Source organism: Streptomyces venezuelae, from assembly GCF_008642335.1.
GTDB classification, from domain to species: domain Bacteria; phylum Actinomycetota; class Actinomycetes; order Streptomycetales; family Streptomycetaceae; genus Streptomyces; species Streptomyces venezuelae_F.
On sequence record NZ_CP029191.1, the window covers coordinates 5,994,577 to 6,011,308 of the forward strand.

Annotated in this window: 5 protein-coding genes, 1 tRNA gene and 3 rRNA genes; 7 read left to right on the forward strand and 2 right to left on the reverse strand. The window is 65.3% G+C overall.

The genetic code is table 11. The features are described 5' to 3' along the window. The first annotated feature begins 68 nt into the window (after positions 1-68). The 4 genes from DEJ49_RS27160 (at position 69) to DEJ49_RS27175 (ending at position 6,007) form a co-directional block, all read left to right on the forward strand. Positions 69-1,594 (forward strand): 16S ribosomal RNA (locus DEJ49_RS27160). Between the two features lie 310 nt (positions 1,595-1,904). Next, positions 1,905-5,026, forward strand: a 23S ribosomal RNA gene (locus DEJ49_RS27165). An 87-nt stretch (positions 5,027-5,113) separates the two neighbouring features. Continuing rightward, positions 5,114-5,230, forward strand: a 5S ribosomal RNA gene (gene rrf / locus DEJ49_RS27170). Together the 16S, 23S and 5S rRNA genes form the textbook arrangement of a ribosomal RNA operon. A 114-nt stretch (positions 5,231-5,344) precedes the next feature. Beyond that, complete coding sequence (locus DEJ49_RS27175; protein WP_150186534.1) at positions 5,345-6,007, forward strand: DegT/DnrJ/EryC1/StrS family aminotransferase; 663 nt, start codon at positions 5,345-5,347, stop codon at positions 6,005-6,007. Positions 6,008-6,010: 3 nt separating this feature from the next. Here the strand turns inward: DEJ49_RS27175 and DEJ49_RS27180 are convergent, their stop codons facing one another. Then, the gene (locus DEJ49_RS27180) at positions 6,011-6,931 is read right to left on the reverse strand and encodes an alpha/beta hydrolase family esterase (protein WP_150186535.1); all 921 of its coding nucleotides are present in this window, start codon (positions 6,929-6,931) and stop codon (positions 6,011-6,013) included. A 117-nt stretch (positions 6,932-7,048) separates the two neighbouring features. Here DEJ49_RS27180 and DEJ49_RS27185 point away from each other — a divergent pair. Next, positions 7,049-7,121 (forward strand) — tRNA-Thr (locus DEJ49_RS27185). A gap of 100 nt (positions 7,122-7,221) precedes the next feature. On the opposite strand, the gene DEJ49_RS27190 is transcribed toward DEJ49_RS27185, so the two are convergent. After that, positions 7,222-9,843, reverse strand: a complete 2,622-nt coding sequence (locus DEJ49_RS27190; RefSeq protein WP_150186536.1) for a SpoIIE family protein phosphatase — start codon at positions 9,841-9,843, stop codon at positions 7,222-7,224. Positions 9,844-10,289: 446 nt separating this feature from the next. Between DEJ49_RS27190 and DEJ49_RS27200 the strand changes: the two genes are divergently transcribed. Continuing rightward, complete coding sequence (locus DEJ49_RS27200; RefSeq protein WP_190329457.1) at positions 10,290-15,698, forward strand: HAMP domain-containing protein; 5,409 nt, start codon at positions 10,290-10,292, stop codon at positions 15,696-15,698. Positions 15,699-15,942: 244 nt separating this feature from the next. Then, positions 15,943-16,626: a two-component system response regulator gene (locus DEJ49_RS27205; RefSeq protein WP_150186538.1), complete on the forward strand. Its 684-nt coding sequence runs from the start codon at positions 15,943-15,945 to the stop codon at positions 16,624-16,626. The last annotated feature ends 106 nt before the right edge of the window (positions 16,627-16,732 follow it).

Here is a 16,732-nt window from a genome sequence, read left to right on the forward strand (position 1 = left end):
TGAACGGACGGGATTATTCCTCCCGACCGTTCCGCTCTCGTGCTGTGTCACCGGATTACCGGTACACATTCACGGAGAGTTTGATCCTGGCTCAGGACGAACGCTGGCGGCGTGCTTAACACATGCAAGTCGAACGATGAACCACTTCGGTGGGGATTAGTGGCGAACGGGTGAGTAACACGTGGGCAATCTGCCCTTCACTCTGGGACAAGCCCTGGAAACGGGGTCTAATACCGGATAACACCTTCTCTCGCATGGGAGAGGGTTGAAAGCTCCGGCGGTGAAGGATGAGCCCGCGGCCTATCAGCTTGTTGGTGAGGTAGAAGCTCACCAAGGCGACGACGGGTAGCCGGCCTGAGAGGGCGACCGGCCACACTGGGACTGAGACACGGCCCAGACTCCTACGGGAGGCAGCAGTGGGGAATATTGCACAATGGGCGAAAGCCTGATGCAGCGACGCCGCGTGAGGGATGACGGCCTTCGGGTTGTAAACCTCTTTCAGCAGGGAAGAAGCGAAAGTGACGGTACCTGCAGAAGAAGCGCCGGCTAACTACGTGCCAGCAGCCGCGGTAATACGTAGGGCGCAAGCGTTGTCCGGAATTATTGGGCGTAAAGAGCTCGTAGGCGGCTTGTCACGTCGATTGTGAAAGCTCGGGGCTTAACCCCGAGTCTGCAGTCGATACGGGCTAGCTAGAGTGTGGTAGGGGAGATCGGAATTCCTGGTGTAGCGGTGAAATGCGCAGATATCAGGAGGAACACCGGTGGCGAAGGCGGATCTCTGGGCCATTACTGACGCTGAGGAGCGAAAGCGTGGGGAGCGAACAGGATTAGATACCCTGGTAGTCCACGCCGTAAACGGTGGGAACTAGGTGTTGGCGACATTCCACGTCGTCGGTGCCGCAGCTAACGCATTAAGTTCCCCGCCTGGGGAGTACGGCCGCAAGGCTAAAACTCAAAGGAATTGACGGGGGCCCGCACAAGCAGCGGAGCATGTGGCTTAATTCGACGCAACGCGAAGAACCTTACCAAGGCTTGACATACACCGGAAACGGCCAGAGATGGTCGCCCCCTTGTGGTCGGTGTACAGGTGGTGCATGGCTGTCGTCAGCTCGTGTCGTGAGATGTTGGGTTAAGTCCCGCAACGAGCGCAACCCTTGTTCTGTGTTGCCAGCATGCCCTTCGGGGTGATGGGGACTCACAGGAGACCGCCGGGGTCAACTCGGAGGAAGGTGGGGACGACGTCAAGTCATCATGCCCCTTATGTCTTGGGCTGCACACGTGCTACAATGGCCGATACAATGAGCTGCGATACCGTGAGGTGGAGCGAATCTCAAAAAGTCGGTCTCAGTTCGGATTGGGGTCTGCAACTCGACCCCATGAAGTTGGAGTTGCTAGTAATCGCAGATCAGCATTGCTGCGGTGAATACGTTCCCGGGCCTTGTACACACCGCCCGTCACGTCACGAAAGTCGGTAACACCCGAAGCCGGTGGCCCAACCCCTTGTGGGAGGGAGCTGTCGAAGGTGGGACTGGCGATTGGGACGAAGTCGTAACAAGGTAGCCGTACCGGAAGGTGCGGCTGGATCACCTCCTTTCTAAGGAGCACTTCTAAGCCAAGCTTGCTTGGTTCAGAGGCCACTACGTCGGCACACGTTCGACGGTGGTTGCTCATGGGTGGAACGTTGACTACTCGGCACACTTGATCGTCTTCTCCTTCTAGTACTGCTCGTCAGAGCGTGGAGGGTTGAGGGAAGCGGTAAAGGGTGTCGGGCACGCTGTTGGGTATCTGAGGGTACGGGCTTGTTCCCGACCTCAATGCCGACCCCAGTGCACTCGGGCTACTGGTCCGGGGTGATGGGTGGTTGGTCGTTGTTTGAGAACTGCACAGTGGACGCGAGCATCTGTGGCCAAGTTTTTAAGGGCGCACGGTGGATGCCTTGGCACCAGGAACCGATGAAGGACGTGGGAGGCCACGATAGTCCCCGGGGAGTCGTCAACCAGGCTTTGATCCGGGGGTTTCCGAATGGGGAAACCCGGCAGTCGTCATGGGCTGTCACCCGCTGCTGAACACATAGGCAGTGTGGAGGGAACGCGGGGAAGTGAAACATCTCAGTACCCGCAGGAAGAGAAAACAACCGTGATTCCGGGAGTAGTGGCGAGCGAAACCGGATGAGGCCAAACCGTATGCGTGTGAGACCCGGCAGGGGTTGCGCATACGGGGTTGTGGGATCTCTCTTTCACAGTCTGCCGGCTGTGAGACGAGTCAGAAACCGTTGATGTAGACGAAGGACATGCGAAAGGTCCGGCGTAGAGGGTAAGACCCCCGTAGTCGAAACGTCAGCGGCTCGTTTGAGAGACACCCAAGTAGCACGGGGCCCGAGAAATCCCGTGTGAATCTGGCGGGACCACCCGTTAAGCCTAAATATTCCCTGGTGACCGATAGCGGATAGTACCGTGAGGGAATGGTGAAAAGTACCGCGGGAGCGGAGTGAAATAGTACCTGAAACCGTGTGCCTACAAGCCGTGGGAGCGTCGGGATGGAGCTTGCTCCATCCTCGTGACTGCGTGCCTTTTGAAGAATGAGCCTGCGAGTTTGCGGTGTGTTGCGAGGTTAACCCGTGTGGGGAAGCCGTAGCGAAAGCGAGTCCGAACAGGGCGATTCAGTAGCGCGCTCAAGACCCGAAGCGGAGTGATCTAGCCATGGGCAGGTTGAAGCGGCTGTAAGAGGTCGTGGAGGACCGAACCCACCAGGGTTGAAAACCTGGGGGATGACCTGTGGTTAGGGGTGAAAGGCCAATCAAACTCCGTGATAGCTGGTTCTCCCCGAAATGCATTTAGGTGCAGCGTCGTGTGTTTCTTGCCGGAGGTAGAGCACTGGATAGGCGATGGGCCCTACCGGGTTACTGACCTTAGCCAAACTCCGAATGCCGGTAAGTGAGAGCGCGGCAGTGAGACTGTGGGGGATAAGCTCCATGGTCGAGAGGGAAACAGCCCAGAGCATCGACTAAGGCCCCTAAGCGTACGCTAAGTGGGAAAGGATGTGGAGTCGCAGAGACAACCAGGAGGTTGGCTTAGAAGCAGCCACCCTTGAAAGAGTGCGTAATAGCTCACTGGTCTAGTGATTCCGCGCCGACAATGTAGCGGGGCTCAAGCGTACCGCCGAAGTCGTGTCATTCCAGCAATAAGCCCCAACGGGTGCTGGGATGGGTAGGGGAGCGTCGTGTGCCGGGTGAAGCTGCGCCGGAAGGCAGTGGTGGACGGTTCACGAGTGAGAATGCAGGCATGAGTAGCGATACATACGTGAGAAACGTGTGCGCCGATTGACTAAGGGTTCCTGGGTCAAGCTGATCTGCCCAGGGTAAGTCGGGACCTAAGGCGAGGCCGACAGGCGTAGTCGATGGATAACCGGTTGATATTCCGGTACCCGCTGTGAAGCGTCAAACATCGAATCAGGCGATGCTAAGTCCGTGAAGCCGCCCCGGAGCCTTCGGGCAAAGGGGAGTGGTGGAGCCGACGGACCAGACTTGTAGTAGGTGAGTGATGGGGTGACGCAGGAAGGTAGTCCAGCCCGGGCGGTGGTTGTCCCGGGGTAAGGGTGTAGGCCGTGCGGTAGGTAAATCCGTCGCACACGAGGCTGAGACCTGATGCCGAGCCGATTGTGGTGAAGTGGATGATCCTATGCTGTCGAGAAAAGCCTCTAGCGAGTTTCATGGCGGCCCGTACCCTAAACCGACTCAGGTGGTCAGGTAGAGAATACCGAGGCGTTCGGGTGAACTATGGTTAAGGAACTCGGCAAAATGCCCCCGTAACTTCGGGAGAAGGGGGGCCATCACTGGTGATCGGATTTACTCCGTGAGCTGGGGGTGGCCGCAGAGACCAGCGAGAAGCGACTGTTTACTAAAAACACAGGTCCGTGCGAAGCCGTAAGGCGATGTATACGGACTGACGCCTGCCCGGTGCTGGAACGTTAAGGGGACCGGTTAGTGCGCTTTCGGGCGTGCGAAGCTGAGAACTTAAGCGCCAGTAAACGGCGGTGGTAACTATAACCATCCTAAGGTAGCGAAATTCCTTGTCGGGTAAGTTCCGACCTGCACGAATGGCGTAACGACTTCTCGACTGTCTCAACCATAGGCCCGGTGAAATTGCACTACGAGTAAAGATGCTCGTTTCGCGCAGAAGGACGGAAAGACCCCGGGACCTTTACTACAGTTTGATATTGGTGTTCGGTTCGGCTTGTGTAGGATAGGTGGGAGACTGTGAAGCGGGCACGCCAGTGTTCGTGGAGTCGACGTTGAAATACCACTCTGGTCGTGCTGGATGTCTAACCTCGGTCCGTGATCCGGATCAGGGACAGTGTCTGATGGGTAGTTTAACTGGGGCGGTTGCCTCCCAAAGGGTAACGGAGGCGCCCAAAGGTTCCCTCAGCCTGGTTGGTAATCAGGTGTTGAGTGTAAGTGCACAAGGGAGCTTGACTGTGAGACCGACGGGTCGAGCAGGGACGAAAGTCGGGACTAGTGATCCGGCGGTGGCTTGTGGAAGCGCCGTCGCTCAACGGATAAAAGGTACCCCGGGGATAACAGGCTGATCTTCCCCAAGAGTCCATATCGACGGGATGGTTTGGCACCTCGATGTCGGCTCGTCGCATCCTGGGGCTGGAGTCGGTCCCAAGGGTTGGGCTGTTCGCCCATTAAAGCGGTACGCGAGCTGGGTTTAGAACGTCGTGAGACAGTTCGGTCCCTATCCTCTGTGCGCGTAGGAATATTGAGAAGGGCTGTCCCTAGTACGAGAGGACCGGGACGGACGAACCTCTGGTGTGCCAGTTGTCCTGCCAAGGGCATGGCTGGTTGGCTACGTTCGGAAAGGATAACCGCTGAAAGCATCTAAGCGGGAAGCCTGCTTCGAGATGAGTATTCCCACCCCCTTTGAGGGGTTAAGGCTCCCAGTAGACGACTGGGTTGATAGGCCAGATCTGGAAGCCCGGTAACGGGTGGAGGTGACTGGTACTAATAGGCCGAGGGCTTGTCCTCAGTTGCTCGCGTCCACTGTGTTGGTTCTGAAACCACGAACAACCCCATGCAAGGTCACGCATGGTGCGGTTGACAGTTTCATAGTGTTTCGGTGGTCATAGCGTGAGGGAAACGCCCGGTTACATTCCGAACCCGGAAGCTAAGCCTCACAGCGCCGATGGTACTGCAGGGGGGACCCTGTGGGAGAGTAGGACGCCGCCGAAATCCTTTTAATAGAGCTGGTCCCTGAACTTCGGTTCAGGGACCAGCTCTTTTTTGTTTTCTGTCACTTGCCGTTCACGTTGTGCAGCCAACATCCGCTGTATGGGGACAGTTGCAATGTTGCGCGCAGCCGGCGTCGGTGCCGGTGACGAAGTCGTCGTGCCTGCCTACGGCAACACCGAGGTGGCCGAAGCCGTGACCCTCACCGGAGCGGTGCCCGTCTTCGCGGACATAGAGCCCACCACGTACTGCCTCGACCCCGACGCCGTAGCCGCCGCGGTCACCCCGCGCACCGCTGCCGTCGTCGTCGTACACCGCTTCGGCAACCAGGCCGACGTACGGCGGCTGAGAGACGTAGGACAGCGCCACGGGCTGCTCGTCCTGGAGCAAGGCGAAGCCGAGGGATCGGGCGACGCGCTGTCGCGTCGACGGCAGCACGCCGCGTACCTCAGCGGGCGGCTCAACGGAGTCGTGACACCCGACGGCGGCGCAGGGCACAGCTACGAGCAGTACGTCGTGCGGGTGCCCGGGAACGGGCGGCCCGACCGGGACGCCTTCGCACGTGCCGTACGGGCCAAGGGCGTTGATTGTCATGTGCCGGTGAAGACGCCCGTGCACCGCATGCCGCGGTTCTGGAGGGACGTGCGGCTGCCCGAGACCGAGCGGGCCGCGGACGAGACGCTGGCGCTTCCCGTCGGGGCGTCCATGACGCGACGTGAACTCCAGCGCGTGGTGTCCGCGTGCAATGCGCTCGGCGGGCTGCTGCAGCCGGCCTTCTGAGCCTTACCCGGCTTTCCTGGTGTGAGACCCGAAGAACTCCCACATCAGGTCGGTCGCGCTGATGCCGGCCGTCGGATCGGACATTCCACCGCCCGCGCCCTTCGGCCAGGAGTGGCCCATGTCCGGCAGCCGGTAGACGACCACGTCCGAGCCGTCGCGGCACGTGGCCTCGGTCTTCTCGACGGTGGTCCTGTGCAGTTCCTCGGGGTTCCCCACTGTGCAGGACAGGCGTTTCTGCCAGGTCTTGATGCCCTTGTCCATCGCGCTGAAGTATGGGTCCGCGCCCCCGAGGAACGTGATCACCGAGACAGGGGCCTTCGGCTTGTAGGACGCCTTTTCGGCGTCCGTGCCGAGGAATCCGCCGCTCACCGGAGCTATGGCCGCGAAAGTGCCGGGGAGTTCGACGGCGAGCTTGTACGTCATGTCGCCGCCGTTGGAGATGCCGGTGGCGTAGACGCGGTCCGGATCGGCGTTCCAGGTGCTGGCCAGCCGCTTCGTGAGCGTACGGATGAATCCCACGTCGTCCTCCGTGCCGCAGCAGATCATCGCGTTGAACGCCTTGTCGAGGCCGTCCGGATAGGCGACGAGGAAGTCCTTGTCGTCCGCCTTCGCGTTGAGGCCGCTGATGGCTGCCGCGGCACTGCCGTCTCCCGGATACGGGTGCATCGCGACGACGAGCGGGAGGCTCTTGGCGCGGGAGAAACCGGGTGGGGCGTGCACGGTGTAGACACGCTTCTCGCCTTTCCAGGAGAGCGTGACCTTCTGGTCTCCCGGGCGTGGGCTCTCCGTCGGCGACGACTTCTTGGCGGGGATCCGGTTCGACGGATTGTCGTCGTCGGAACCGCAGGCCGCCAAGGGCAGGAGCAGGGCCACGACGGCCAGGGGACGGGCGTACCGCACATGCGTACCGCGTTGGCTCGGCATGGGCGCAGAGTGGCAGCGTCGGAAGGGGCGGTCCAGAGGAAGGGACGGTTCGAGGCCCCTTCGATTTCGGGTATGATCTATTCCGTTGCCGCGGGGAAAACCCCCGAAGGGCAGCAGGCCCCTATAGCTCAGTCGGTAGAGCGTCTCCATGGTAAGGAGAAGGTCAGCGGTTCGATTCCGCTTGGGGGCTCAAGCACGAAAGGCCTCCGCCCAGTTGGGCGGGGGCCTTTTTGCGTATCCGGGTTGCCCAGGAGGGGAAGGCCGGGGCACTTTGCGGTGCCCCGGCGGCCTCAGTCCTTCTGCAGGCCGGGGACCCGCATCGCGAGGATCGCCATGTCGTCCGACGGTGCGTCCGTCGCGAAACGCTCCACCGCGCGCATGATGCGGGCCGCGACCGCGCCGGCCGTCAGGCCCGTGCAGGTCGTGAGGACGTCGGCCAGACCGTCGTCGCCGAGCATCCGCGTGCCCTCGCGGCGTTCCGTGACCCCGTCGGTGACGCAGAGCAGGACATCGCCCGGGTCGAGCGTCGCCGTCTGCTCGTACAGCTCCAAGTCGTCCATGACGCCGAGCAGGGGCTGCGGTTCCGCGTACGGCTCGACCGTGCCGTCCTGGCGCAGGCGCAGCGGCAGCGGATGGCCGGCGCAGACGATTTTCAGCACCGCCGAGCCGTCCTCCTGGGGCCACAACTCGCCGTACAGAAGCGTCAGGAAGCGGCTGCGGGCACCCTCGTCGAGGATCGCGGCGTTGAGGCGTTCGAGGACGGCCGGGCCGCCGAAGCCCTCTCGGGCGAGCAGGCGCAGCGCGTGGCGGGCGAGGCCCGTGACGGCCGCGGCCTCCGGGCCCGTGCCGCAGACGTCGCCGATCGCGAAGCCGTACGCACCGTCGCGGATCGGGAAGAGGTCGTAGAAGTCACCGCCGACTTCGTTGCCCTCGCCGGCCGCGCGGTAGATGACGTCGACCTCGACGCCCGGCACCTGCGGCAGTCCCGGCGGCAGCAGGCTGCGCTGGAGGGACTGGCTGATGGCCATGCGCTCCGAGTAGAGGCGGGCGTTGTCGAGGGCGAGGGCCGCTCGGCGGGAGAGATCTTCGGCCAATTCCAGGATCTCTTGGCGGAAGTGTTCGTCGGCGGGCTTGCCGAGCGTGAGCATGCCGATGACGCGGTTGCGGGCGACCAGCGGCAGGACCACGGTCTCGCCGCCCACCGCCGAAGCGGTGGAGAGCGTCGTGCCGATGCCCGAGCCGAGACCCGGGGTCTCGCCCAGGCCCAGGCTGCGCATGGACGTGCGCAGGGCGGCCTGGTGGGCGGCCTCGGAGGGGGCGGCCCAGACGCGGGCGCCCGGGGTGGGCACCGGGTCCGGCGGCGCGATCTTGGAGAGGAGTGCCTTGAGGCCGTCGATGCGCTCCTCGTCCTCATGCAGGACGTACGAAAGATAGGGCTCGGCGGACTGGTCGGCGATCGTGTAGACCGCGCACCAGGTGGCGAGTGTGGGGACCGTCATCTGGGCCATGAGGGCCAGCGTCTGGTCGCGGTCGAGGGTGCCCGCAAGAAGGTCGGAGGCCTCGACGAGGAAGGAGAGCGAACCGCGGCGGAGCCTTTCGAGCTCGCCGAGGCGGGCGGACTCCACGGCCAGGGCGATGCGGTCGGCGGCGAACTGGAGACGCAGGGCCTCCTCGTTCGAGTACCGCCCCGACGCCTCGGCGGCGACGCCCAGGGAACCGGTGAGGCGGCCCTCCACCTTCAGCGGGACCGTGACGACGGAGCGCATGCCGGTGCCAGAGAGCAGGGGGACCGCGCCGGGCACCACCGTGAGGTCCTCGTGGACGGCCGGCATGCGGGCGGAGCCGTAGCGTCCGGGGGCCGACTCGACCTGGACGCGGGCGAAGCGCTGGCGGGCCGAGGGGAGGCCCGTGGAGGCGCGTACTTCCAGCTCGGTCTCGTCGTCGGTGGCCAGGAGCAGGAACGCGGCGTCGCCGTCGAGCATGTCGCGGGCGCGCTCCACGGTGCGCTGGAGCAGGCCGTCGAGGTCGTCCGGGGCGGGCGAGCCGATGAACACCTCGAAGGGGTCCGCGGCGTGCGGCTCGCTGAGGGAGCCGGGCTCGGGGGCCGCGCCGCGCAGCGGGGTCTGGAGGACGGCACGCTCGTCGTCGCGTACGAGGAGACAGACGGTGGAGGGTTCGCCGTCGGCGTCGCGCACGCGCAGGTGCGAGGCGTAGACGGGGACCACGCGGCCGTGGGCGTTGCGGACGCCGTAGCTGCCCTCCCAGCGGGAGAGCTGGAGGGCCTCGGCGATGCCGGTGCTGGTGCCCGGGGTGTGCGGCCAGGCCGCGAGGTCGTTGAGGGGCTTGCCCATGACCTGCTCGGCCACGTACCCGAAGAGTTCCTCGGCGTCCTCGTTCCAGGCGGAGATGGCGCCCAGGCGGTCGATCTGGATGACGGCGACGCGGACTCGGCCGTCGGCGACGGGCAGCAGGTCGGCCGGGAGCGAGGGGCCCGCGGTGCGGGTGCCGACGGAGCGGTGGGGCAGGTCGAGCTGGAACCAGACCTGTTTGTGCGTGGGGGTGTAGTCGACGCCCCAGCGGGTGGCCAGCGCGGCGCAGAGCTGGAGGCCGCGGCCGCCCTCGCGGTCGGGGCTGCCCATGTTCACGGAGGACTGCTGGAGCGGGATCTCGCGTTCCGGATAGCGGTCGGAGACCTCGATGCGGACGGCGTCCTCGCTGCGCAGACACTCGACGTCGGCGGCCGTGCCGGCGTGGACCACGGCGTTGGTGACCAGCTCGCTGGTGAGGACGACGGCGTCGTCGATGACGTCCGAGAACCCCCAGCCCTGGAGGGTGTCGCGCACGAAGGAGCGGGCCGTCGCGACGGAACGTCCGACGGGTTCGAAGGTGGCAGCCGCACGCGCGGTGATCACAGCACTCCTCGTACGAGTATCGACGGCGTCGACAGTGGCGACTGTCTCGACGCCCAATTCTCCCGAACCCATGGTGCGGCCGCCCCTCCGATGCCCGCTTGTTTCGTGTACCACCGCCCAGGCCGGGCAGGACCGGGGTGGTTGGACAGCCGGATGCAAGGTTACTTACCTTCGCCGTCCATGCTGATGCCGGTCGTCAGTGTTTCCGCCCGGAGGGTGTGCGGACGGTGTGCGAAGCTGCCGAACTGTTATGGCCTGGTTCGGCCATGGTGAAACACTGGGCAAGCTTCATGCAGCAGCTCAGAACAACCCGAGCAGTACCGGTCGACCCTTGCGGGAGGGACACAGTGGAGTCTGGCGCAGCGACGCGGGGCACTAAGACGCGCGCGAAAGACGGACAGTCCCTGAACAAACAGCGCAAACCGCGCAACGGGACGACGGCGTCGGTGGATGCGGCGGCTCTGAACAGGCTGCTCGCGGCCCTGGTGGCGATGCGGGACGGCAATTTCCGCAAGCGGCTCACGGTCTCCGGCGACGATGTGATGTCGGAGATCGCCGCCGTCTTCAACGAGGTGGCCGACCGGAATCTGCATCTCACGGGAGAGCTGTCGCGGGTGCGGCGCATGGTCGGACGTGAGGGAAAACTCACGGAACGGCTGGAGGCCGGTGCGAGCGAAGGGTCGTGGGCGGCCGCGATCGACGCGTCGAACGCGCTGGTCGACGATCTCGTACGTCCGGTCTCGGAGGTCGGCCGGGTTCTGTCCGCGGTGGCGGACGGCGACCTGGAGCAGCGCATGGAGCTGCGGGCGCAGGGGGCCGACGGAAACGGGCACCCGCTGCGTGGTGAGTTCCTGAAGGTTGGGCGGACGGTCAACAACCTCGTCGACCAGCTCTCCACGTTCACGGACGAGGTCACGCGCGTGGCCAGTGAGGTCGGCACCGAGGGCAAGCTCGGCGGGCAGGCCCGGGTGCGCGGTATGTCGGGTTCGTGGAAGGACCTCACGGACTCCGTGAACACCATGGCGTACCGCCTGACCGCTCAGGTGCGGGACATCGCGCTGGTGACGACGGCGGTGGCCAAGGGCGACCTGTCGCGGAAGGTCACCGTCCATGTCGCGGGCGAGATGCTTGAGTTGAAGAACACCGTCAACACGATGGTGGACCAGCTGTCGTCGTTCTCGTCGGAAGTGACGCGCGTCGCCCGCGAGGTCGGCACGGAGGGCGAGCTCGGCGGCCAGGCGCAGGTGCCGGGTGTGGCGGGTGTGTGGAAGGACCTCACCGACTCGGTGAACCTCATGGCCGGCAACCTCACCGCCCAGGTGCGCGGCATCGCGGAGGTCACCACGGCGGTCGCCAACGGCGATCTGTCCCGGAAGGTGACGGTGAGCGCGCGCGGCGAGGTCGCCCAGCTCGCCGAGACCATCAACCAGATGACCGAGACGCTGCGCACGTTCGCGGACGAGGTCACGCGCGTGGCGAACGAGGTCGGCGCCGAGGGGCAGCTCGGCGGGCAGGCGAATGTGCCGGGCGCCGCCGGTACGTGGAAGGACCTGACGGACTCGGTCAACACGGTTTTCCGCAACCTCACCACGCAGGTGCGGGACATCGCGACGGTGACGACGGCGGTGGCGAACGGCGACCTGTCGCAGAAGGTCACCGTCGATGTCGCGGGCGAGATGCTCGAACTGAAGAACACCGTGAACACGATGGTCGACCAGCTGTCGGCCTTCGGCTCCGAAGTGACGCGCGTGGCGCGGGAGATCGGCGTCGAGGGTGAGCTGGGCGGCCAGGCGCAGGTGCAGGGTGCGGCCGGTACGTGGAAGGACCTGACGGACTCCGTCAACACCGCGTTCCGCAACCTGACCGGGCAGGTCCGCAACATCGCGCAGGTGACGACGGCGGTGGCGAACGGCGACCTGTCGCAGAAGGTCACGGTGGACGTCTCCGGCGAGATGCTCCAGCTGAAGAACACCGTGAACACGATGGTGGACCAGCTGTCGTCGTTCGCCGACCAGGTCACGCGGATGGCGCGCGACGTGGGCACGGAGGGGCGCCTCGGCGGGCAGGCCCGCGTGGACGGCGTGAGCGGCACCTGGAAGGACCTCACGGACTCCGTCAACTTCATGGCGGGGAACCTGACGTCGCAGGTGCGTCAGATCGCGCAGGTGACGACGGCCGTGGCGCGCGGCGACCTGTCCCAGAAGATCGAGGTCGACGCGCGTGGCGAGATCCTGGAGCTGAAGAACACCATCAACACGATGGTCGACCAGCTGTCCGCCTTCGCGGACCAGGTGACCCGGGTGGCCCGCGAGGTGGGTACCGAGGGACGCCTCGGCGGTCAGGCGCAGGTGCCCGGCGTGGCCGGTGTGTGGCGTGATCTGACGGATTCCGTGAACGGCATGGCCGGGAACCTGACGGCGCAGGTGCGCAACATCGCGCAGGTCGCGACGGCGGTGGCGCGCGGTGACCTGTCGCAGAAGATCGACGTGGACGCGCGTGGCGAGATCCTTGAGCTGAAGAACACCCTGAACACGATGGTGGACCAGCTGTCCGCCTTCGCCGAGCAGGTCACGCGGGTCTCCCGCGAGGTGGGCACGGACGGCATCCTCGGCGGCCAGGCCGAGGTCCAGGGTGTGTCGGGCACCTGGAAGGACCTCACGCAGTCCGTGAACGGCATGGCGAACAACCTCACCCTTCAGGTGCGGAACATCGCCGAGGTCACGACGGCCGTCGCCATGGGCGACCTCTCCAAGAAGATCACCGTCGACGCGAAGGGCGAGATCCTCGAACTCGTCACGACCGTCAACACGATGGTCGACCAGCTCTCCTCGTTCGCGGAGCAGGTCACGCGCGTGGCCCGCGAAGTGGGCACCGAGGGCCAGCTGGGCGGCCAGGCGCGGGTGCCGGGCGTCACCGGCATCTGGAAGGACCTGAGCGACAACGTCAACCTGATGGCCAACAACCTGACCAGCCAGGTGCGGAACATCTCCCAGGTCTCGGCGGCGGTCGCCAACGGAGACCTGACCAAGAAGGTGACGGTCGAGGCGCGCGGCGAGGTCGCGCAGCTCGCCGACACGGTCAACACCATGGTGACGACGCTGAGTTCGTTCGCCGACGAGGTCACGCGCGTGGCCCGTGAGGTGGGCACCGACGGCATCCTGGGCGGGCAGGCGCGCGTGCCGGGCGTCTCCGGTACGTGGAAGGACCTCACCGAGTCCGTGAACTCGATGGCGTCCAACCTGACCGGCCAGGTCCGCAACATCGCGATGGTCACCACCGCGATCGCCAAGGGCGACCTGACCAAGAAGATCGACATCGACGCCCGGGGTGAGATCCTGGAGCTCAAGACGACCATCAACACGATGGTCGACCAGCTGTCGTCCTTCGCGGAGCAGGTCACGCGCGTGGCCCGCGAAGTGGGTACGGAGGGCCAGCTGGGCGGCCAGGCGCGCGTGCGGGACGTCGACGGCACGTGGCGCGACCTCACCGAGTCCGTGAACGAGATGGCGGGGAACCTGACCCGTCAGGTGCGTGCCATCGCGAAGGTCGCCACCGCGGTGACCCGCGGTGACCTCAACCTGAAGATCGAGGTCGACGCGGCGGGCGAGATCCAGGTCCTCCAGGACAACATCAACACGATGATCGCCAATCTCCGCGACACGACCCTCGCCAACAAGGAGCAGGACTGGCTGAAGGGCAACCTGGCGCGGATCTCCGGTCTGATGCAGGGCCGCCGCGACCTGGAGGACGTCGCCTCGCTGATCATGAGCGAGCTCACGCCGGTCGTCTCGGCGCAGCACGGCGCGTTCTTCCTGGCGATGCCGACGGACGACGGGCAGGACCTCGGGGGCGATCACGAGGACGCGTACGAACTGCGCATGCTCGGCAGCTACGGCTACTCGATGGGGTCCATGCCGACGTCCTTCCGGCCCGGCGAGACGCTCATCGGGACGGCCGCCAAGGAGCGGCGCACCATCCTGGTGGAGAACGCGCCGTCCGGGTACCTGCGGATCGCGTCCGGTCTGGGGGAGGCGCCGCCCGCGCAGGTCATCGTGTTGCCGGTGCTCTTCGAAGGGACTGTCCTCGGCGTGATCGAGCTGGCCGCCTTCCAGCCCTTCACGCAGATCCAGAAGGACTTCCTCAGCCAGATCGCCGAGATGATCGCGACGAGCGTCAACACCATCAGCGTCAACACCAAGACCGAGGTGCTGCTCAAGCAGTCGCAGGAGCTGACCGAGCAACTGCGGGAGCGGTCGGCCGAGTTGGAGAACCGGCAGAAGGCCCTGCAGGACTCCAACGCGGAGCTGGAGGAGAAGGCCGAGCTCCTTGCCCAGCAGAACCGCGACATCGAGGTCAAGAACACCGAGATCGAAGAGGCCAGGCAGGTCCTGGAGGAGCGGGCCGAACAGCTCGCGGTCTCCATGCGCTACAAGTCCGAGTTCCTCGCGAACATGTCGCACGAGCTGCGTACGCCGCTCAACTCGCTGCTGATCCTGGCCAAGTTGCTCGCCGACAACGCCGACGCGAACCTCACCCCCAAGCAGGTCGAGTTCGCCGAGACGATCCACGGCGCGGGTTCGGACCTGCTGCAGCTCATCAACGACATCCTCGATCTGTCGAAGGTCGAGGCGGGCAAGATGGACGTCTCCCCGACGCGCATCGCCCTGGTCCAACTCGTCGACTACGTAGAGGCCACTTTCCGGCCGCTCACCGCGGAGAAGGGACTCGACTTCTCCGTACGGGTCTCCCCGGAACTGCCCGCGACGCTGCACACGGACGAACAGCGCCTGCTCCAGGTGCTGCGCAACCTGCTGTCGAACGCGGTGAAGTTCACCGACTCCGGAGCGGTCGAGCTGGTGATCCGGCACGCCAGCAACGACGTGCCCAACGCGATCCGCGAACAGCTGTTGGAGGCCGGTTCGCTGCGGGACGCGGACGCCGACCTGATCGCCTTCTCGGTGACGGACACCGGCATCGGCATCGCGGCCAGCAAGATGCGCGTCATCTTCGAGGCGTTCAAGCAGGCCGACGGCACGACGAGCCGGAAGTACGGCGGTACGGGCCTCGGCCTGTCCATCAGCCGTGAGATCGCGCGGCTGCTCGGCGGCGAGATCCACGCGCAGAGCGAGCCCGGACGCGGCTCCACGTTCACGCTCTATTTGCCGCTGCACCCGAGCGAACTGCCGCCCCAGGGTTACGCGCAGTTGGCGCCCGCCCCCCAACCGCGGGAGCTGCCCGCCCTGGAGGAGGCCCCCGCGGCCGAGGGCACCGCACAGCCGGAGGTCGCTCCGGCGCGCCGTGAGGAGCCCCAGGGGCCCTCCGCGCTGTTCCGGCGGCGGCGTCGCCCCGCGCCCGTACAGGAGCCCTCGGCGCTGCCCGGGCAGCCCGCCGGCGGCGCCCAGGAGGAGCAGCGGACGCAGGAGCCGTGGCCGACCGCGGGCCAGGAGACACCGGCCGTGGCACGGCCCGGTTTCCACTTCGGCGGCGAGAAGGTGCTGATCGTCGACGACGACATCCGCAACGTCTTCGCGCTCACCAGCGTCCTGGAACAGCACGGCCTCGCGGTGCTGTACGCGGAGAACGGCCGGGAAGGCATCGAAGTGCTGGAACAGCACGACGATGTGACGGTGGTGCTGATGGACATCATGATGCCCGAGATGGACGGGTACGCGACGACGACCGCGATCCGCAGGATGCCGCAGTTCGCCGGGCTCCCGATCATCGCGCTCACCGCGAAGGCGATGAAGGGCGACCGCGAGAAGGCGATCGACTCCGGAGCTTCCGATTACGTCACGAAGCCGGTCGACCCGGATCACCTGTTGTCGGTCATGGAGCAGTGGATGCGCGGCGAGTGACCGAGAACCGGCTTCGTCACACGGAGTTGCTGACAGAGTGTGGCCGAGGTCGTGTAGAACCGCGGTATACGGGGAACCTTCTGGTCTCCCACCGCGTTTCTGCTACGTGCACAGTGACATCGCGGTGACAGGGTGTGGCGACAGGCGGGGTGCGGCTACCATGACCGGCACAAGGACGGGCGGCGCAAGGGAGTCGTCCCCTGGGGCGGCGCCCGGTGTTTCGCCGGGGCGAGGAGGGCGGGCCATGGTGCAGAAGGCCAAGATCCTCCTGGTCGATGACCGGCCGGAGAATCTGCTGGCGCTGGAGGCGATCCTCTCTGCGCTCGATCAGACGCTGGTGCGGGCATCGTCCGGGGAGGAAGCGCTCAAAGCACTACTCACGGACGACTTCGCGGTCATTCTGCTGGACGTCCAGATGCCAGGAATGGACGGTTTCGAAACCGCGGCGCACATCAAGCGGCGGGAGCGGACCCGGGACATCCCGATCATCTTCCTCACCGCCATCAACCACGGGCCACATCACACCTTCCGTGGGTATGCCGCGGGGGCCGTGGACTACATCTCCAAGCCGTTCGACCCGTGGGTGCTGCGCGCGAAGGTCTCGGTGTTCGTCGAGCTGTACATGAAGAACTGCCAACTGCGGGAGCAGGCGGCTCTGCTCCGTCTCCAGCTGGAGGGCGGCGGCAAGGCGACGGCCGGCGACACGAAGGAGCCCGCGGGGCTGCTCGCCGAGCTGTCGGCGCGGCTCGCCGCGGTCGAGGAGCAGGCCGAGGCGCTGTCCAAACAGCTGGACGACGAGTCGGCGGACGCGGCGGCGGTGGCCACGGCCGCCCATCTCGAACGCAAACTCACCGGTCTGCGGCGGGCTCTTGACGCCCTGGGACCGGGCACAGGCACCGGCGCCCCTTCGGTGCCCTCGCAGAACTGACGCGGCACGAAGCCTCACTGACGAGGTTTCGTGCCGTCGGCATCCGGTGAACCACCGTCAGTTCCAGGCCTCCGGAGGGGCGACACGAACGGGTGAAGCAGTGGGC

What these genes read in the sequence shown, in the direction of transcription:
- DEJ49_RS27175 (WP_150186534.1), top strand. Translation starts at nt 5,345, where the DNA reads ATGTTGCGCGCAGCCGGCGTCGGTGCCGGTGACGAAGTCGTCGTGCCT.
- DEJ49_RS27180 (WP_150186535.1), bottom strand. Translation starts at nt 6,931, where the DNA reads ATGCCGAGCCAACGCGGTACGCATGTGCGGTACGCCCGTCCCCTGGCC.
- DEJ49_RS27205 (WP_150186538.1), top strand. Translation starts at nt 15,943, where the DNA reads ATGGTGCAGAAGGCCAAGATCCTCCTGGTCGATGACCGGCCGGAGAAT.